The organism is Shewanella sp. JNE2 (genome assembly GCF_023159115.1).
GTDB classification, from domain to species: domain Bacteria; phylum Pseudomonadota; class Gammaproteobacteria; order Enterobacterales; family Shewanellaceae; genus Shewanella; species Shewanella putrefaciens.
Map to the genome: position 1 here is coordinate 750603 of NZ_CP096169.1, position 18913 is coordinate 769515.

An 18913-nucleotide genomic window follows, 5' to 3' on the forward strand; every position below is an offset into this window, starting at 1 on the left:
TGATTAATTAAATAGGTTTAGCTAAATCTTTTGTCTCGCAGACTTGTTCATCAAGCGGCACTATCGTCTCCATTTGTGAGGCGAAAGTGCGAACGGGTTCCATATCGAAACTAAAGGCAAGTTGTTGATCATCATCTTCGTCATCACTCGTTATCGCATCTGCACCTAAATCTTCTTGATCCTCATATTCTTCTGGATTCGGAGTCATATGCTCCTGAATTGACTCGACGTCCACCCGAGGATCAAGTGCTGCAGCCAGTGGAGACGAGACTAAATCCCCTGTCGCCATTATGTAGTCTTGGGTGATATTTGTTTCCGTTTTTTGCAGTGAGTTGACATAACGTAAGCGTAAAAAGAGTACTAACGTGCAGGCGGACATAAAACCATAGAGCATGTTATTGCCTAGCCATTGCATTAGGGTGGATGCGATTAATGGACCGATACTGGCACCCAGACCAAAGGTGAGTAAGATTGTGGCTGACAAACCCACGCGTTCACTTTGCTCTACCCGAGAGTTAGCTAAGGCTGTTGCCAATGGATAAAAAGTAAATCCAAGGATCCCAAAAAGGAAAGTCATCACCAATGAAATGAGGGGGTGATAGGGTGTGAGTGCAATGCCCAGAGCTAAAATACCGAGGAGCACGCAGTTGATACGAATAAGCCTGCTGCGGGGCATAATGTCGGACAGTTTGCCCATCGGCCATTGTGCCAAAAGTCCTGCAAGGATAGTGGCAGTCATGTAGGTTGCGACTTTCTCCGGTGGTAATCCTAAATTACTGGCATAGGCGGGAGCGAGACCATAAAAGGAGCCGACGATCATGCTGCCTATTGCAATGGTGGTGAGGGCCTGTGGGGCTTTTTTCCAGTAATGAGTAATTTGCAGTGGCGCTGGTATCAGTGGCGCAGGGTGAATTCGGCGGGTAAGTGAAATAGGTACAATACACAGTGCAAAACAAATGGCGATAAGCAATAAGGGTTCTAAACCCAGTTCGGGATAGATACTAATGGCCCCCTGTCCGAGGATTAAGCCAAAGTAAGAGACGATCATGTAGCTCGCGAATACAGTGCCACGTTGACTATTTTCCGCTTGTTCATTTAACCAGCTTTCAAGCACCATATATTGGCACATCATCCCCATGCCAACGATAAGTCTAAGTAGTATCCATATAAATAGATCATTAACGAGAGCGTGACATAATGCCGATGCCGCAACGATACCCGCACTTGCCACAAATGCACGAATATGGCCGACCTGAGCGATAAGTTTATGCCCTATCTTGGAGCCAGCAACGAGGCCGACGTAATAGGCAGACATCATGCTACCAATCCAAAGTTGTGGCACATTCGCTACAGAGAGCCTAAGTCCTAAATAAGTGGTAAGTAAGCCACCTGCCAACACAGTTAAGAGCGTTGTGCTATATAAAGAGGCGAAAGTGCGTAGCGGGTTTGCCATATACTACTCCTAAGGCGTGTTAACTTTCCGATGTTGAATTTTGTCTGCCTTGTATAAAAAAGTGTCAAATCACTCTAAACACCAACACAGCCAAAAACGCAAACAAGATAATTCTTGGCTAGTATATCAGGGGTTGGTGTTTGTAGAGTGTTGCAAATTGTTGGTGATTATCGATTTATTTTTCGTTTTTGTGTATGGGTCACTAAATTATGACCACAGAAGCATAAATGGTGCTTCAGATTACACGGAGATAATGGCGGTTTTGCACAAGGAGTTTGGGTTTAACCAAGGTTAATCGATGGTCCATTAATCCAAACAATTTACCTAAATGTATAGAGTAGATTGAATGTCGTTATCGTATCAGTTTGCTGACTCCCTTCGGGAACCACTTCAGTGTATTTAATGTTCATTCCAATTTTAAACGCCCAATCCTGAAATACGAGGTTTTTGTAGCTCATATCTAAAGTCAGTGTGTTGTTATTTTCCCCAACTTCAGCGGTGAGATCGGCATTGATACTCGTGTATTCCTGTAGTTTTTGAGAAAACTTCGCCGCTGTACGTAAAATGGCATCTTTTTCTGCGTCTGGATCGGGAACAGAAGTAGACTCAGCGGGTAAGTTATAACGGTAACCAGGACCTATTTCGAGACTCAGCTTTGTTTTATGATTACTAATAGCATTAAAACCATAACCACTTGAAAGTGTTGATATCTGGGTATAGCTACCAAATTGGTCCCACGTAAAGTCCCCACGGCCAAAAACATACCCTTTATTGAGCTTATAGTTTGACTGCAATTGCAGTTCATATTTTTCTGAAGTGGTTTGGCTTTTTTCGGATGCAAAGTAAGCTTTTAATGTGGCTTCTTGTTTGGTTTGTTTCGTGTCGTAAATGAGCTGGGTTCGGCCATTAAAACTACTCGATTCGGTATTACCTGTGTTTAGCTGTAATCCTGCTTCGACTTCAGCCGTAAAGTCGCTAGGAGGCTCCTGATAGTCGGGGGGGACGAGCGCAAATGCTGGCATTGAAAGAGAACATAAACTGATAAGAGCGGTAACTTTTAGCATTGTATTTTATTCTTGGTTGGCTGATTTCAGATATCCGAATGGGGGCGAGGCGTCATCATACCTGTATTGGCAAGCGAGGCAAAGTTATTGCTTGAGTTTCGCGTCTGCTTTCTGTACTATCTCGCGCTCAAATCAGTCACTAATTTTCGTTCCTTGCCTCTATTTGGTTTGACTGAGCCAATACCGAGGCTACATAACCGTAAGGAGCAATAAATGCGTCATTACGAAATCGTATTTATGGTTCACCCAGATCAAAGTGAACAAGTACCAGGTATGATTGAGCGTTACACAGGTGTTATCACCGAAGCTAACGGCACAATCCACCGTTTAGAAGATTGGGGCCGTCGCCAATTGGCTTACCCAATCCAAGATCTGCATAAAGCTCACTACGTTCTGATGAACGTTGAAGCACCTGCAGAAACGATCGAAGAGCTAGAAACAGCTTTCCGTTTCAACGACGCAGTTCTGCGTAACATGGTAATGCGTACTAAAGTTGCCGTTACTGAAGCATCTCCAATGGCTAGAGCTAGAGATGAGCGCGATTCACGTCGTGGCCCAGCTGGCGAACGCTCATACGATGAAGCTCACGCTGAAGAAATCGGTGAGTAAGTTTATCTGTGACCACCAATAGCTTGGTGTTGTCCGGAACCATAACCCGTTCCAGACGCTTTAAAAGCCCAGCAGGGATTGCACACAGTGTGATTATGCTGGAACACAAATCGCAGCGTTATGAAGCAGATATGCTCCGCAACGTCTACGTACAAATACAAGTGATATTGAGTGGCCCGCGCTTTGAAAGCGTCGCAGACAATCTGAAAGCAGGTGTGGAAGTGCAAGTGCAAGGCTTTATGACGCTCCAACAAGGGCGAAATGGTCAAAACCGCTTAGTTATCCATGCCGAAAATGTCGAATTGAAAACTTAGGAGACTGTCACATGGCACGTTATTTCCGTCGTCGCAAGTTCTGCCGTTTCACCGCTGAAGGTGTTGCAGAGATTGATTACAAAGATATCGTTACTTTAAAGAACTACATCACTGAAAGCGGCAAAATTGTTCCAAGCCGTATCACTGGTACTAGTGCTAAATATCAGCGCCAACTAGCTCGCGCTATCAAGCGTGCTCGTTATCTTTCTCTACTGCCATACACTGATTTACATCAGTAATTGCAGTATTCCTAATCGAATATAGAGGATTTGATAATGAACGTTATTCTGCTTGATAAAATCGCTAACCTAGGTAACTTGGGTGACCAAGTTGTAGTTAAGGCTGGTTACGCTCGTAACTACCTGCTGCCACAAGGTAAAGCTGTTGTTGCTAACGAAAGCAACGTTAAAGTATTTGAAGCTCGTCGCGCTGAATTAGAAGCTAAATTAGCTGCTGAATTAGCTGCTGCTAACCAACGCGCTGAGAAAATTACTGCACTGGAAGCGGTTGTTATCGCTTCTAAAGCGGGTGATGAAGGCAAACTGTTTGGTTCAGTTGGCAACCGTGACATCGCTGATGCAGTAACTGCTGCTGGTGTTGAGCTGGCTAAATCAGAAGTTCGTTTACCATTAGGCGCTCTGCGTACTACTGGCGACTTCGAAGTTGAAGTTCAGTTACACACTGAAGTTAAAGCTGTTGTTAAAGTTTCTATCGTTGCAGAAGCTTAATTACATACTGCTTTAAACTAAAAAAACACCGCTTCGGCGGTGTTTTTTTTATGGTTGAAATTCAGTGTTGGGCGCCATGTTATGGCTTGAGCAAGTTTTGATAGGGAATGAATGCGGTAAGTAATCGGTACACATTCAATCTTAAACTACATAAGTGGCTAAGCTCGCTTAAATAAAAACCGCTCATTGCATAACAGTGAGCGGTTTTTTGTCTATAGCAACTGATTTAGCTTAGAAGATTAATTTCTCACTAAATCCAGTTCTTTAATCAGATTATCGGCATGGTCAACTTTATCCATCATCCACAGGATATAACGGATATCCACGTGTACGGCGCGGGTGATTGTCGGATTGAAGAACCAATCCTTAGTAATCGCTTCATAGGTAGAGTCGAAGTTAAGGCCCACCAATTCCCCTTTACCGTTAAAGACGGGTGAACCTGAGTTGCCACCTGTGGTATCTACACTCGATAAGAAGTTAACCGGTACTGAGTTAAATTCTTCAGGCTTGTCTAAACAAGAAAATAGCTTGCAAATCCAGCCGCGGGGATCTTGATAAACTGACTTCACAAGATGATCGCCAAAGCGTTGCTCGTGAATCGCATCGAGCAGTTTTTTGGGGGCATTGTAGGGTTCGGCTCCTGTGTGTTTAGCCACTATGCCATCCAGACGAGTAAACGGCTGTTTATAGAGTGCATCACGGGATTGATAACCATCCACCATACCGTAGCTGATACGAAGTGTACCGTTGGCATCAGGGTAGACAGGCCAGTTATTGGCTTTGTAATACTCGATAACCGCGGCCATATAGTCAGGACGCGCAGTCGATAACTTACCATCGAGTATTTTTTCCGCTTTCTCCTGTGCCATATTGGTATCGTAGAGCGCAACGGCTAAACGAATAAAGGGATCGGTACTGGTTTCGAAGGTTGTCGTATCGGCATCCATCCAGGCGAGACGCTGGGCTTGGTCTGTGAGCGTCGTGAGTGAATACAAACCATCGAGTTTGGCCTCGAGATTTGTCTCTTTATTGTTGAGATCCAGTGCATCATCAAGGGCTGCTATGCGATTCGGTTGAGCAAGATACGCTGTGAGGTCTTGTCGCCATAGGGTCTTATCTACGTCAACGTGAAAGCTTGAATCGATACGTTTTAAGCGCGAGCTAAACATCGCCAAATCACGCTCTTGATAACCAATTTCGCGTTCAGCATCGCTCTTTTGTTTTTCCTTCGCAAGGCGATAAAGGCTGTTAGCGGCGGTTAACAGTGTGCTCGATTGGGCATTGGTAAAGTAATAATTACTCTGGAATACTTGTTGCTGCTCGGCGAGTAACACTTCTAGTTCTGCAATAAGATTTTGATTTAGTTTAGGGTTTTGTTTAAGCCAAGCTAAAAAGTTATCTTCACGGCTTTGCTTAATGCCAATGATATCCGTGGCTTTAAAGCCCGCTAACAAACCATTAAGTTTCTTCATTCGGTTGGCCATTGAGGCCATATTACCAGCGTATTTTATGGCGATATCTGCATCTTCTTGCCCCATAGCGTCGATGGTATCAATCTGTAATTGATAGCGTTTGGCTTGGGTTGGATAGAGCCAATCACTGGCAAATTTAAGCTCACTAGTGAGATTATAGCGGCTAGTCGTTCCGGGATAACCCGCAACAAACACGCCATCACCAGCCTTAACGCCATCGGCATTCACTTTAAGGTAGCTTTTCGGTTTGTAGGGAATGTTATCCTCCGCATAGGCTGCGGGCTTACCATCTTTACCCACGTAAGCCCGTAGGAAGGCAAAATCCCCCGAGTGGCGTGGGTACTCGTAGTTATCGATATCACCACCGTAGCCGCCAACACTTTCTGGCGGTGCATAGACTAAACGTACATCGCGGATCATCAATTGCTTGATTAAGTAGTATTCTAAGCCGTTATGAAAACTACGGACATTACAGCGATAGTTATCATCCACTTCACAGTTTTTTATGAGTGCTTTGCTATTATTTTGAATTTCTTCATAGCGGGTGAGGGGATCTTGGCTTAACTCTTTAGTGACGTCCTTGGTTACATCGGTGACGGCTTCGGTAATATATAAACGCTCGTTCGGCCCAGCCGAAGGTTCTTTATCCATTGATGTGGCTAAAAAGCCTTGTTCTAGATAGTTATGTTCTTGCTTAGTGTTATATTGTATCGCTTTGTAGGCACAATGATGGTTTGTCACAACTAGCCCTTGGGGGGAGACAAAACTGGCGGTACAATAGCCCAGCCCGACAACGGCATTCATTGGATAGCTAGTTAGATCGGCCAGTTTTTCGGCAGAAATGTCGATTCCGCGTTCACTGAGTTTGTCTGCAATTGAAGGCATTTGATAAGGTTGCCATTGCCCTTCGTCGGCATTCGCTATGCCGGATGTCAATACTAAGGTCGCAACCAGTGCAATACGCATGTCTTTTCCTTATTGATTGTTAGAGTGTCCGTTGGAACAGGATAACAGGTAAACCACCTGTTGCTTAACGCGGGTTTTATATCATATTTTGTTAAGTTGTTGGAAATCGGGAGTGTTAATGTCACAACAAGGTGCTTTTAAGCCTAAAAGTAAGCCAAGAGATTTGCAGCTAGATGGACTCAAGCTGCCACCGCATTCTATTGAGGCTGAACAATCGGTATTAGGCGGCCTAATGTTGGACGCCGATGCTTGGGATAAGGTGGCTGAAACGGTCGTAAAAGAAGATTTTTACTCGCGCTCGCACCGGATGATTTTTGCGGCGATGCACCGCCTAGTGGAAACCAGTCAGCCCATCGATTTGATCACGGTTTCTGAGCAACTTGAGCTTGAAAATCAGCTTGAAGAGGCTGGTGGATTTGCCTACTTAGGTGAAATTGCTAAGAATACTCCCAGTGCTGGCAATATTGTCTCCTATGCTGAGATTGTTCGCGAACGTGCAGTAGTCAGAGAGATGATCCGCGTCGCCCATGAAATTGCCGATGCGGGTTATAACCCCGAAGGCCGAGACTCCAGTGCTTTGCTCGATTTAGCCGAAAGCAAAGTCTTTAAGATTGCTGAGCAACGCACCAATGCCAACGAAGGCCCTGAAGGCATCAAAACCATTCTTGAAAAAACCGTCGATAAGATTGAGAAACTCTATAACAACCCGCACAACGGTGTAACTGGGGTATCGAGTGGTTTTAGTGATCTCGATAAAATGACCGCAGGTTTCCAATCTGGCGACTTGATTATCGTGGCGGCACGTCCATCCATGGGTAAAACGACCTTTGCGATGAACCTCTGCGAACAGGCAGCGATGAATGAAGATAAACCCGTACTTATTTTCAGTCTCGAGATGCCATCCGAACAAATTATGATGCGTATGCTCGCCTCATTAGGCCGCGTCGATCAGACTAAAATCCGTACTGGTCAACTTGATGATGAAGATTGGGCGAGGGTGTCATCGACCATGGGGATTATGCTCGAGCAGGGTAAAATGTATATCGACGATGGTTCTGGTTTAACGCCGACGGAAGTGCGTAGCCGCGCCCGTCGTATTGCTCGTGAATACGGTGGCTTATCTATGATCATGGTCGACTACTTACAGTTGATGCAAGTGCCCGCTTTATCTGAAAACCGAACGCTTGAAATTGCCGAAATCTCTCGCTCACTTAAAGCCTTGGCGAAAGAACTAGAGATCCCTGTTATTGCCCTGTCTCAGCTTAACCGATCACTGGAGCAACGAGCCGATAAACGTCCGGTCAACTCAGACTTACGTGAATCGGGATCTATCGAGCAGGATGCGGATCTCATCATGTTTATTTACCGTGATGAAGTGTATAACAACGATTCTCCAGACAAAGGCACGGCCGAAATTATTATCGGTAAGCAGCGTAACGGTCCTATTGGACGGGTACGCTTAACCTTCCAAGGTCAGTATTCTCGCTTCGATAATTATGCAGGCCCTCAGTTTGAAGAAGATTAAGCGATTGACGTGTCTGAGCATATAGATAGTGAGTTTTACAAGAACAAGTTGATGGTGATAGAAGATAAGCAACGCTTATGTATTCTTTTTATTTCTCTGGCTTTTTATTTCCTGACTTTTTCCAGAATAGGCAAGGTAAATTTTGAAACCTTTTCCCCGTGCAGAAATTAGCAGTAGTGCACTGCAAAACAACTTAGCAGTGCTGCGTCAGCAGGCCAGCGCAAGCCAAGTGATGGCTGTTGTTAAGGCCAATGGTTACGGCCATGGATTACTGAATGTGGCCAATTGTCTTGTGAACGCCGATGGTTTTGGGTTGGCGCGTTTAGAAGAAGCGCTAGAATTACGAGCGGGTGGTGTAAAGGCGCGACTGTTGTTACTCGAGGGATTCTTTCGTAGCACGGACTTACCTTTACTGGTTGCCCACGATATTGACACTGTGGTTCACCATGAATCGCAAATAGAGATGTTAGAGCAGGTTAAGCTCACTAAACCTGTCACCGTCTGGCTTAAAGTGGATTCTGGCATGCACAGATTAGGGGTCACGCCTGAGCAATTTGCCACCGTTTATGCAAGATTGATGGCTTGCCCTAATATCGCAAAACCCATTCATCTGATGACGCATTTTGCCTGTGCCGATGAACCGGATAACCATTATACAGATGTACAAATGGCCGCTTTTAATGAATTGACGGCGGGCTTACCGGGTTTTAGAACCTTAGCTAATTCTGCAGGAGCGCTTTATTGGCCCAAAAGCCAAGGTGATTGGATTAGACCCGGTATCGCACTTTATGGAGTGTCTCCCGTTGCTGGCGATTGTGGTACAAATCATGGGCTTATCCCCGCGATGAATCTCGTTTCGCGCCTTATCGCCGTGCGTGATCATAAAGCCAATCAGCCAGTCGGTTATGGCTGTTATTGGACGGCCAAACAAGATACCCGTTTAGGTGTAGTCGCTATTGGTTACGGCGATGGCTATCCTCGTAATGCGCCCGAAGGTACACCTGTATGGGTTAATGGCCGTAGAGTGCCCATCGTTGGCCGTGTCTCTATGGATATGCTCACTGTGGATTTAGGCCAAGATGCGACTGATAAAGTCGGTGATGATGTTCTACTTTGGGGGCAGGACTTACCTGTCGAAGAAGTGGCAGAAAGGATCGGCACTATCGCTTATGAGTTGGTGACTAAACTCACGCCAAGGGTGGCGGTATGTTTAGCTTAGATAGCGTTTTTTAGGTTAATCAGCGGCACGTATGTGCCGTTTTCTTTTAATAACAGTAGCGATTTACTCACTGTTAGCTTTCAAAACAGATTTCAATAAAAGCAGTACCATGTGGGCTAGTAAAAGGCATAATAATTTTGGTGCCATTGGCTTTATGGGAAATTGTATGGCCTTTTCCTGATACGACCATAGGCGTAGCCATTTCAAATTCATATCCTTTTTGCCCTAAAAGATTTTTAGCGCCACCTGTGACCATATTGGTGATTTCACCGACCAAATCGGTGACTTCCTCATTAATTTTGCCAGGGTTCTCACCGAGCATATTCTGCATAATCTGTAGTACAAGCGTTTGCTCAAATGTAATCGACAAGGATCCTTTAGTCTGTGGCCCAACCATACCGATCAATCCGGAAACATCTCCTTTGGCTAAGTTATCATTTTTTATTTGGGGCTTGCCCGGCGTCAAATCCATACTCGCCATTGTTGAAATAACATTGAGTAGAGATTGTAGGAAAGGGTTAATAAAATTGACGTTCATGCCTAAATTTGTCCTCTTTTAGCTCTAAGCCTGTCGGTTGTGGCTTATTTAAGACTAGTCGAAAAGTGGTTTAATCGCCGCAACTAGGATCACACTCTATCAGCTTAGATGAACTCGATATAAATGTACGGCTAATTTGACCATTTTCTTATCCTTTATTTGAATATTGCTAGGGAGGAGGCATTCCAAATACCTTGTTATCTCGTGTTTGCTGAAAAAGAAGTCCGTTGCTTATTCACAGGGAGATAAATCGCGATCTTCGTTTACGATACTAAGCATATTGATAAGGGGGTCTTTGCTTATTCTCCGCCGCCTTAATTTCCACAATATACGCGATTAGCGGTATAATGCGCGGCTAATATATTGTGAGCACGAAAGGGCAATGGCTATTTCTGTCTGTGCTTTTTGCGTTGTTATCGTCAATCTAGTCATGGGTTAACTTGAGCGTGAGCTTACAATGTTTCAATTTTACAATGGCTAGCTAGGCAAGAAGCCACTTGGAAAGAGTCCATCATGTCTCAACACAGAATAGATGTTAATACTTTGAAAAATAACAATATTGATACTTACTCACTCGATAGAACCTTTTCCATTGCGCCTATGTTGGATTGGACGGACCGGCACTATCGTTATTTTGCACGTTTAATGTCGGCTAAGGCATTGTTATACACAGAAATGGTGACTACAGGGGCGATACTGCATGGTCGTGGTGATTACTTGGCCTATAACCAAGAAGAGCATCCTTTGGCACTGCAGTTAGGTGGTTCTAACCCGCAGGATTTAGCGCGTTGCGCTAAACTCGCGGCGGAGCGCGGTTATGATGAAGTGAATCTCAATGTAGGTTGCCCTTCAGATCGCGTGCAAAATGGTCGTTTCGGTGCTTGTTTAATGGCTGAGCCTGAGCTTGTGGCTGAGTGTGTGGATGCCATGAAGCAAGTTGTTGATATTCCAGTTACAGTCAAAACCCGCATCGGTATTGATGAGCAAGACAGTTATGAATTTCTCACGTACTTTATCGATATTGTCAACGCCAAGGGATGCACGGATTTTACTATTCATGCTCGTAAGGCTTGGTTACAAGGATTGAGTCCAAAAGAAAATCGCGAGATCCCACCACTTGATTATGAGCGAGTATATCAACTTAAACGTGATTATCCCGTGCTGAATATCAGTATTAATGGTGGAGTTACAACACTTGAGCAAGCGCAAGGGCATTTAGCACAACTTGATGGAGTGATGATGGGGCGTGAGGCGTACCAAAATCCTTATATACTTGCGCGGGTTGATCAAGTGCTTTGCGGTAGTCAAAGAGCGGTAATTAGCCGTGAGGATGTCATTGAGGCTATGTTGCCCTATATTGAAGCGCATTTGCAGGCGGGTGGACGCTTAAATCATATCACTCGCCATATGATTGGTTTATTTCAAGGGTTACCAGGTGCTCGGGCTTGGCGTCGTTATTTAAGTGAAAACGCCCATAAAAATGGTGCAGGGATCGAGACTGTTAGGCAGGCCTTTCAAAGTATCCAGACAGAAATGACTGTGTGATTTTTGTTCTGATAAAAAATGGTGAAATTAGCTAAAGTGAGTAGTTTTTTTCACCACTTCTTATTTTTAATTTTTACCTCTCTAAATTCACCTTAAATAAATTTATTTATTTTCAGTGTGTTATTCGTTTTTTTTAAAGTTGGCACGTCATTTGTAATACTCCCTTTGTCAAGTTAATTAATCGAAAGGGAAGACATCATGTTTACTTCAAATCTTAAAAAATCAGTTCAAATGAGTGTGTTATGTGTTGGATTAATCAGTAGTGCTATGGTGCATGCCCAAGCAGCCCCAATGTCAGATGTGGCGGTTGCAATTGAAAAAACACTCACAACGCAGGCTCAAGAGTTGTTAGTGAGTGCTAAACGTGAGTTAGTGCTGTCACTACACACACAACTTGCAGAAAGTATCTACGACTTTAATAACCAACTTAGCTTAAGTGCTGACAATAAAACTGAATCGGCCGCAGCCGTTGAATATAGTGCGAAGTAGTAGGATCTGCCTATGTGGTTTGTAGCCCATCTAGTGACTTTGCTACTGCTACCAGTGATTAGCCTCGCGTTGTTTTCAGGAATTATCTGCTGGTTTCAGTGGCACTGTTGCAGCGAAAAATAAGCGCGTATTTAAGTGATGAGGGAGTTTAAAATGAAACGAGTTCAAATGCGTATGGAAAATGCAGATCGTTTAGTCTGCGGTGTTGCTTCCGGAATGGCATGGCAATTTGGTTGGTCTTGTTTTTGGACAAGAGCAGTGTGGGCTGTCGCTATCCTCTTGATGCCTGGTGTCAGCTTATTGGTTTACTTTGTATTAGCGTTGTTAGTGACCCAGTGGAAGAAGTCTATTTAAGTTGGTTTGAGAGATTACCTTATAAACAGCTTATAAGCGTTAATGCTTAATCCATCAAAAAGAGGGCACTTGACCCTCATGCAAATAGTGAGCACTGAACGGTTTAGTGACATTATTTTTTTAGAAAAGTCTGGAATCTGGCTTTTGCTTCATCACTCTTTAGCCTAGCGCTAAATTGTTCCAACTCTTGATGCATTTGATGTTGTACTCGATTCTTATGTGGACGCATCAACTGGCGAGTCATTTGCAGAGCTTGTGGCGGTTGGTTAGCGAGTTTTTTGGCTTGATTAAGAGTGTAACTGAGTAAATCTTCCTGAGCGATAATCTCGTTAATCATGTTAAGTCGATAGGCTGTATTGGCATCAAAACTCTCTCCGAGTAAGAGTAGTTCTGCCGCTTTTTGATAACCAACGAGTTCAGGTAAGAGTAAGCTGGCACCAGCCTCAGGCACGAGTGCCAGATTAACAAAGGGTAGTTGAAATTTGGCAGTGTTATCGGCATACACAAGATCACAGTGTAATAGAACCGTTGTACCTATACCCACGGCGGAACCAGACACAGCCGCTACGAGTGGCTTTTTCAGTTCGAGTAGACAAAATAAAAAACGTACAGCGGGATGATTAGGCCCTAAGTCACTATTTTTCAAAAAGTCTGCAATATCATTCCCTGAGGTGAAACAATTATCTTGTCCATGGAGCATAAAGGCACGAATGTCGTTGTCTGCTTGACCTTCGATCAGGTATTCTGTCAGTTGTTTATACATATTAAGATCAAGTGCATTGCGTTTATCAGGGCGATTAAAGCTGATAATACGGACACCTTGATCATCCTGAACCTGTATATGACTCATGGGTTGTTTTCCTTTACGACGACATTGGGTAGACATGGAGTTTAAGACATTGAAACCAATATTCAAACAGATGTTTAATTGTCTCGCACTATCCTGTGCATCTTTTTCTGTGTTGGCGAGTGTGGTTGTGACCGAAGGGCATGTACGAGCTATGCCAGATACAGTGCCCAATACCGCCGCTTACTTTACGCTTGAAAACCACACAGATAAAGCGCTTCGTCTTGTTGGCGTACAAACTGATGTAGCAAAAGAAGCACAACTTCACACCATTATTGAAGAGCAAGGCATGGTTAAAATGCGACATGTTGAGGGATTTGATATTCCATCCCATGGCAAATTGACGTTAACGCCATCGGGTAATCATGTCATGTTACTTGGTTTAAAAGCACCTCTTGTCTTAGAACAACAAGTTGAATTGCTATTGCAGTTTGACGATGGCAAAAACATGGCGATAACACTACCCGTCAATAAGCAAGCAGAAAACAATGCTGAGCAAGAGCATCATCACCATCATCATTAAGGAGTCGCTTGATGCAAATAACATGGAAGCAAGTCACCGGAGTCGGTTTATTTTTAGTCTTAATCTGCTATGCAGTGAGTGTGTGGTGGAGTATTGAACCCGATACGCTTACGCCTCAAGAACTCACTGCAACAGATAAGAATGTTGTTGGTTTTGCTACCACCACATCGCTGATCTTAACCGTTGAAACGTTATTGGATAAACAAGGCGGTTGGTTATCTAACGATGTGATACCGCCTTCTATCTTTATGGATAATATGCCTGCCTTTGAATTTGGCGCGTTAGAGCAAGTTCGCGATTTAGCACTTATCATGCGTAAAGAGTTTAGCCGTTCACAGTCTCAGTCTACTGCGGATAAAGATTTGGGTGAGGCACAATCTAAACTGAATATCGACCATACAAGTTGGTTAGTGCCGAGTGCAGAAAGTGAATACCGTGATGCAGTCAAACTATTAAAACTGTATCGTGCACGCATGATGGACCCTAACAATCAAGATGCACAGTTCTATGCACGGGCTGACAATCTCAACGAATGGTTAAAAGAAATTCAAAAACGTTTAGGCAGTATGTCACAGCGTTTATCGGCGAGTGTGGGTCAGGAAAGATTGAACACGGACTTAGCTGGTGATAACTCTGCGCGTCAATCGACGCCTAATTTGGCAAGCCATCAGATAAAAACAAGCTGGTGGAAGATTGATGATGTGTTTTATGAAAGTCGTGGTGCTTCATGGGCACTCCTGAATTTTATGCGTGCAGTAGAAGTCGATTTTGCTGATGTTTTAAAGAAGAAAAATGCTGAAGTGAGCTTAAAACAAATCATTCGTGAATTGGAGGCGACTCAGCAAACCGTCTGGAGCCCTGTTGTACTAAATGGCAGTGGTTTTGGTCTAGTCGCTAATCATTCATTGGTTATGGCTAACTATGTATCCCGTGCGAATGCCGCGGTGATTGATTTAACGAACTTGCTATCTCAAGGTTAATTATGAAAAAGACACTCCTTGCCAGTGCTGTATTAGGATTTTTGATGGCCACATCGGCCCAGGCAGCAACAGTGGTTGGTTTTAAACTTGGCGGTGACTACTGGCGTGCAGATACCAGTGGTACTTTTGCAGATAAAGGGCAACCACAGCAAACTTTTAATTACAGTTCATCGGCTCAGGGTAGTTATTGGATTGCTGTTGAACATCCATTGCCATTTGTACCAAACCTTAAAATTCGTGAAAATAGTCTTGATCAAAAAGGAAAAATGTCAGGTGCTGACTTTACCTTTAATGGGCATGACTTTTCCGGTAATGTGACTAGCTATACCGATTTAAGTAACACAGATTTTGTGCTGTATTACGAGTTGTTAGATAACGATATTTTGTCATTCGATCTCGGTGCAGCCTACAAGTTAATGAATGGATCATTGCGAGTACAAGATCCCGGTCATCCAGAAGAAAAAGATGTCGATAGTGGTATTTTTATGGGGTATGCCAGCACCCATATCGGTATGCCTGGATTTGGTTTATTTGGGTTTGCGGATTTAATGTTGGGTGTGAATGAATCGAATGTCCATGACTATGCCATAGGTCTGGGGTGGGAGTTTGATGGCCTAGCAGTAGATACACGTGTACGTGTGGGCTACCGTGAGTTTTTATTCGATGTAAATAGTTTTTCTGGGATCAGTGCTGATACTAAGTTTGATGGCTATTTTGCAGGTGTAGAAATTACTTTTTAAGCTTTATTCTGAAAATAAAAAAACCGCCAATTGGCGGTTTTTTTATTTAATGACATTAGTGCTAATCTTACTCAGCTTTTAGGCCGCTATTGATGGCAATAACATCATCTTCGTTAAGTGTGCCTGCTGCTTTCTTTAGGGCAACGATCGAATTAATGTAGCTGTAACGTGCATCAGACAATTTACGTTTTGAGTCATACAAGTCACGGGTACGGTTTAGTACGTCAACGATAGTACGAGTACCGACTTCAAAGCCCGCCTGAGTCGCTTTTAATGCGCTTTCTGATGAAATGACCGATTGCTCATAGGCACGAATTGAGCTAATTGAGGCGCCTACGTTGTTGTAGTTATTGCGTACATTCTTGACAACACTACGGTAGGTTTGCTCAAGTTTCTCACTGGCTTCAACATATTGATATTGTGCTTCATTGACTTGAGAGGTCACTTTAAAGCCTTCAAAAATGGGAATGCTTAAATTTAAGCCCACATTGACATTATCAAAATCAGGATCGTTAACACTGCCTGTTTTTTGCTCAAGCCCTTTATTATAACCTGCACTTAAGCTCAAGGATGGCATATGGCCCGCTTTGTAAAGGCTGATGGTTTCCTGAGCAATATCTTTACCAATGCGTTGGGTCATTAGATCAACACTGTTTGATTCAGCGATCTTTAACCATTCACTTGGTGATGAAGGGGCCGGAGTCACGGCTGAGAAACGATTTGTATCTAGCACATTAAGAGTCTTGTGATCGATACCAGTGATTTCACGCAGTGCTTCGTAGCTATTGGCAAGATCGTTTTCAGCAAGGATCTCGCTGGCAGACGCTAGGTCATATTGAGCTTGAGCTTCATGTACATCTGTTATTGCTGTTAGACCTACAGCAAAGCGTTGTTTTGTTTGCTCAAGTTGACGTTCAATAGCGCGTTTTTCTGCACCTTGGAACTCGTAGTTATCTTTGGCCGTTAACACATCGAAGTAGGCTTTAGTCACGCGAGTAATCAAGGTTTGTAGCGTTGATGCATAGTTTGAATCAGCTTGAGAAGCGGCTTTCTCTGCAAGGCTTAAACCTACCCAAGCACTGTGGTCATAAATGACCTGATTTAACTTAAGACCACCCGTTAAACCACTGGTATTATCCCTAGGGTCATTCCAGGCTTTGTCATACCCTACGTTTGCACTCAGTGTTGGTAACAGAGGCGCACGGTTTTGCTCAATCTTTTCAAATAAAGCATCACGTTGCGCCTGAGCTTGTAACACGAGAGGGTCGTTAGTCAGTGCTTGTTGATAAATTTGCAGTAAATCATCTGCTTGTACCGCTTGAGCGGAAGCTGCGAGAGTTAATGCTGCGCATAAAGAACGGATCTTAAATTTCATTTGCTGTCCTTATTAGACAAAATCTCCCAAAGGAGAAATATTTTAACTTCGTTTAGACTAAGTAATGCCTTTACCAAGGCGGTTTGCGCTTCCCGACGCTTCCCGATACAGCTAAAACTTAATGATGTAGAGTCTAAAAACTCTGACACTGGCAAGTCAAATGCGAAGTGTAACAGATTTTATTTTAAAAATGTGTCAAATTGCCTTGATAATAGGCGCAAATTTAACTTTTAAGGATAGAGTATGAAACCCCCTGTTTTTTCGCAAATGGATATTGAAATTCTCGATAAAAAATCCCTATATCAAGGCTTTTTTGCGCTAGAACAGTTCACTTTTAAGCACAAACTTTTTGCCGGTGGTTGGAGTCAACCTGTCATCCGCGAGGTATTCGAGCGGGGTCACGCTGTGGTGGTATTGCCCTATGACATTCAGCGCGATCAAGTTGTGTTAATTGAACAAGTGCGCTTTCCTGCATTAGCGACCACTAAATCTCCTTGGCTTATGGAGTTAGTCGCGGGTATGATTGCGCCCACAGAGACAGCAATCGATGTTGCTCATCGTGAGCTGCTTGAAGAAACGGGCCTTGTTGCTAGAAGTATTCATTTTGTTAACAGCTACTTAGCGAGCCCTGGTGGCAGTACTGAGCGTTTTTATTTTTATTGGGCTGAAGTGGATTCAACCCAAGCCTGTGGATTGCATGGATTAGCTGAAGAACATGAAGATATCCGATTGCATGTTGTGAGCCGTGAGCACGCTTATCATAGTGTGGTGGCGGGAGAAATCGACAATGCATCGACCGTTATTGGATTGCAATGGTTGCAATTAAACTATCAGCAACTCGTTTAAGTGGGAAATAATGTGGCTACCTCCACTTCGCATCAAAAACCACGCTATCGACCGAATGTCAGTGATTTCTTGGCTCTTTGCGGCCGCAATTATGGCTATATGCTGAAATGGTTACCGCTGGATATTGCTATCGGTCAATCATGGCAGCTAAAAGGTGAGTTTGGTATATTAGTGGTGCGTATTTTAGAAAATACCAAATATACTCAATTGGTTGAGATATCTCGTCCGCTTGCAACAGGCGAGTTTGTCAATACTCCCAAGGTGTTAGTGAGAATTTATCACGATGCTAAATTAGCAGAAGTGTTAACTGGTCAACAGATTTACCAATTACGCCCAGTGTATGATTATCCCAATTTACGCATGTATCATAGTGATGAAAAGTACCAGGTAAATGCATTCCTGGAGGAGTTGTTGAAGATTGGTAACCAACAACGTTTAGTATGCCAGTCTTAGAATTTGGGTATTCAATGTGCTGAAAGAGGCAGTCTCTTACTCCATAGCTGAAGGGGAAAGTGTGCGTATAGTGCAGGTCACTGATCCGCATCTCTTTGCCGATCCTGAGGCCCAGCTACTTGGAGTCAACACCAGCAAAAGTTTTGCTGCTGTGCTTAATACCATTCGGGCGGTCGATTATCCGGCACATATCATGTTAGCCACGGGAGATTTAAGCCAAGATTATTCGGCTGAGTCTTATCAGCAGTTTGTTAGAGCTGTTACGCCGGTAGGTTTGCCTTGTCATTATCTTCCCGGAAATCATGATGATCCGCGTATTATGTATCTGCATATGCAAGGTGAGCAGATTTTTGGGCAGCAGCGTATCCTTGCTGGCAAGTGGCAAATTTTAATGCTGGATTCCACGGTTCGTGGAAAACCCGGTGGTCATATGGCGCAGAGCCAGTTTGAACTTATTGAACAGGCCATTGCGGCACACCCTGAATGTTACACTTTACTGGTGATGCACCATAATCCGATTTTGGTTAACTGTACTTGGTTAGATCAACATTGCATGGATAATGGTGCTGAGTTTTTAGAGCGTGTGGCAATGTATCCTCAAGTTAAGGGATTACTCTGGGGGCATGTGCATCAGCGAATTGATACTCACTATGAAGGGCCGCATGGTGCGCTACAGCTTATGGCGACGCCTTCTACCTGTATCCAATTTAAGCCTTTATCACCTTATTTTGCCTTAGATGGTTTGCAACCCGGTTATCGTTTGCTGGAGTTGAAGGCCGATGGTAGCATCGGCACTAATGTTTATCGCGTACCGGGTAACCATTTTTTCCCCGATAATGATTCCAGCGGTTATTAACGCGAGTGACCGCAGCT

At 43.8% G+C, this 18913-nt stretch carries 21 protein-coding genes; 15 read left to right on the forward strand and 6 right to left on the reverse strand.

The annotated features are described in order from the left end of the window. Positions 1 to 7: 7 nt before the first annotated feature. Together MZ182_RS03400 and MZ182_RS03405 are read right to left on the reverse strand one after the other, a co-directional pair. Positions 8 to 1453 (reverse strand): MFS transporter, encoded by a 1446-nt coding sequence (locus MZ182_RS03400; RefSeq protein WP_248066237.1) that lies wholly within the window; start codon positions 1451 to 1453, stop codon positions 8 to 10. 320 nt (positions 1454 to 1773) lie between these two features. Further along, complete coding sequence (locus MZ182_RS03405) at positions 1774 to 2517, reverse strand: YdiY family protein (RefSeq protein ID WP_011790677.1); 744 nt, start codon at positions 2515 to 2517, stop codon at positions 1774 to 1776. Positions 2518 to 2730: 213 nt separating this feature from the next. Here MZ182_RS03405 and rpsF point away from each other — a divergent pair, with 213 nt between their 5' ends. The 4 genes from rpsF to rplI are packed head-to-tail and all read left to right on the forward strand — an operon-like array spanning position 2731 to position 4168. Further along, complete coding sequence (gene rpsF / locus MZ182_RS03410) at positions 2731 to 3126, forward strand: 30S ribosomal protein S6 (protein ID WP_011790676.1); 396 nt, start codon at positions 2731 to 2733, stop codon at positions 3124 to 3126. A gap of 8 nt (positions 3127 to 3134) precedes the next feature. Then, complete coding sequence (gene priB / locus MZ182_RS03415; RefSeq protein WP_011790675.1) at positions 3135 to 3440, forward strand: primosomal replication protein N; 306 nt, start codon at positions 3135 to 3137, stop codon at positions 3438 to 3440. A gap of 11 nt (positions 3441 to 3451) precedes the next feature. Next, a complete protein-coding gene (rpsR, locus tag MZ182_RS03420; protein ID WP_006083042.1) occupies positions 3452 to 3679 on the forward strand; it encodes a 30S ribosomal protein S18 in 228 nt (75 codons plus the stop codon). Positions 3680 to 3715: 36 nt separating this feature from the next. Then, positions 3716 to 4168, forward strand: a complete 453-nt coding sequence (gene rplI, locus MZ182_RS03425; protein ID WP_011790674.1) for a 50S ribosomal protein L9 — start codon at positions 3716 to 3718, stop codon at positions 4166 to 4168. A gap of 239 nt (positions 4169 to 4407) precedes the next feature. On the opposite strand, the gene MZ182_RS03430 is transcribed toward rplI, so the two are convergent. Next, the gene (locus MZ182_RS03430) at positions 4408 to 6606 is read right to left on the reverse strand and encodes a S46 family peptidase (RefSeq protein ID WP_248066239.1); all 2199 of its coding nucleotides are present in this window, start codon (positions 6604 to 6606) and stop codon (positions 4408 to 4410) included. Positions 6607 to 6724: 118 nt separating this feature from the next. Between MZ182_RS03430 and dnaB the strand changes: the two genes are divergently transcribed. After that, the gene (gene dnaB / locus MZ182_RS03435) at positions 6725 to 8131 is read left to right on the forward strand and encodes a replicative DNA helicase (RefSeq protein WP_011790672.1); all 1407 of its coding nucleotides are present in this window, start codon (positions 6725 to 6727) and stop codon (positions 8129 to 8131) included. A gap of 142 nt (positions 8132 to 8273) precedes the next feature. Further along, complete coding sequence (gene alr, locus MZ182_RS03440) at positions 8274 to 9350, forward strand: alanine racemase (protein ID WP_011918693.1); 1077 nt, start codon at positions 8274 to 8276, stop codon at positions 9348 to 9350. Between the two features lie 73 nt (positions 9351 to 9423). Here the strand turns inward: alr and MZ182_RS03445 are convergent, their stop codons facing one another. After that, positions 9424 to 9888 (reverse strand): chemotaxis protein CheX, encoded by a 465-nt coding sequence (locus MZ182_RS03445; RefSeq protein WP_011790670.1) that lies wholly within the window; start codon positions 9886 to 9888, stop codon positions 9424 to 9426. Between the two features lie 513 nt (positions 9889 to 10401). Here MZ182_RS03445 and dusA point away from each other — a divergent pair. From dusA to MZ182_RS03460, 3 genes are all read left to right on the forward strand, one after another. After that, positions 10402 to 11433, forward strand: a complete 1032-nt coding sequence (dusA, locus tag MZ182_RS03450) for a tRNA dihydrouridine(20/20a) synthase DusA (RefSeq protein ID WP_011790669.1) — start codon at positions 10402 to 10404, stop codon at positions 11431 to 11433. 198 nt (positions 11434 to 11631) lie between these two features. After that, entirely contained in the window at positions 11632 to 11922 is a 291-nt protein-coding gene (locus tag MZ182_RS03455; RefSeq protein ID WP_011790668.1) for a hypothetical protein, read from the forward strand. 153 nt (positions 11923 to 12075) lie between these two features. Then, entirely contained in the window at positions 12076 to 12276 is a 201-nt protein-coding gene (locus MZ182_RS03460) for a PspC domain-containing protein (protein WP_011790667.1), read from the forward strand. Positions 12277 to 12388: 112 nt separating this feature from the next. Here the strand turns inward: MZ182_RS03460 and MZ182_RS03465 are convergent, their stop codons facing one another. Next, positions 12389 to 13126, reverse strand: a complete 738-nt coding sequence (locus MZ182_RS03465; RefSeq protein WP_248066242.1) for an enoyl-CoA hydratase-related protein — start codon at positions 13124 to 13126, stop codon at positions 12389 to 12391. Positions 13127 to 13160: 34 nt separating this feature from the next. On the opposite strand from MZ182_RS03465, the gene MZ182_RS03470 reads away from it, so the two are divergent. Genes MZ182_RS03470 through MZ182_RS03480 form a run of 3 tightly spaced genes read left to right on the forward strand, consistent with a single transcriptional unit; the run spans position 13161 to position 15366 of the window. Beyond that, positions 13161 to 13646 carry a copper chaperone PCu(A)C gene (locus MZ182_RS03470; RefSeq protein WP_011790665.1) on the forward strand — a complete coding sequence of 162 codons (486 nt, stop codon included), beginning with the start codon at positions 13161 to 13163 and terminating at the stop codon, positions 13644 to 13646. Positions 13647 to 13657: 11 nt separating this feature from the next. Next, positions 13658 to 14626, forward strand: a complete 969-nt coding sequence (locus MZ182_RS03475; RefSeq protein ID WP_011790664.1) for a DUF2333 family protein — start codon at positions 13658 to 13660, stop codon at positions 14624 to 14626. A gap of 2 nt (positions 14627 to 14628) precedes the next feature. Next, positions 14629 to 15366, forward strand: coding sequence for a TIGR04219 family outer membrane beta-barrel protein (locus MZ182_RS03480; RefSeq protein WP_014609870.1), 738 nt, complete (start codon positions 14629 to 14631; stop codon positions 15364 to 15366). Between the two features lie 67 nt (positions 15367 to 15433). Here the strand turns inward: MZ182_RS03480 and tolC are convergent, their stop codons facing one another. Beyond that, entirely contained in the window at positions 15434 to 16741 is a 1308-nt protein-coding gene (tolC, locus tag MZ182_RS03485) for an outer membrane channel protein TolC (RefSeq protein ID WP_011790662.1), read from the reverse strand. Positions 16742 to 16984: 243 nt separating this feature from the next. On the opposite strand from tolC, the gene nudF reads away from it, so the two are divergent. The 3 genes from nudF to cpdA are packed head-to-tail and all read left to right on the forward strand — an operon-like array spanning position 16985 to position 18896. Further along, the gene (gene nudF / locus MZ182_RS03490; RefSeq protein ID WP_011790661.1) at positions 16985 to 17587 is read left to right on the forward strand and encodes an ADP-ribose diphosphatase; all 603 of its coding nucleotides are present in this window, start codon (positions 16985 to 16987) and stop codon (positions 17585 to 17587) included. A 12-nt stretch (positions 17588 to 17599) separates the two neighbouring features. Beyond that, entirely contained in the window at positions 17600 to 18040 is a 441-nt protein-coding gene (locus tag MZ182_RS03495) for a DUF1249 domain-containing protein (RefSeq protein ID WP_025007910.1), read from the forward strand. 16 nt (positions 18041 to 18056) lie between these two features. Further along, positions 18057 to 18896 carry a 3',5'-cyclic-AMP phosphodiesterase gene (cpdA, locus tag MZ182_RS03500; protein WP_011790659.1) on the forward strand — a complete coding sequence of 280 codons (840 nt, stop codon included), beginning with the start codon at positions 18057 to 18059 and terminating at the stop codon, positions 18894 to 18896. The last annotated feature ends 17 nt before the right edge of the window (positions 18897 to 18913 follow it).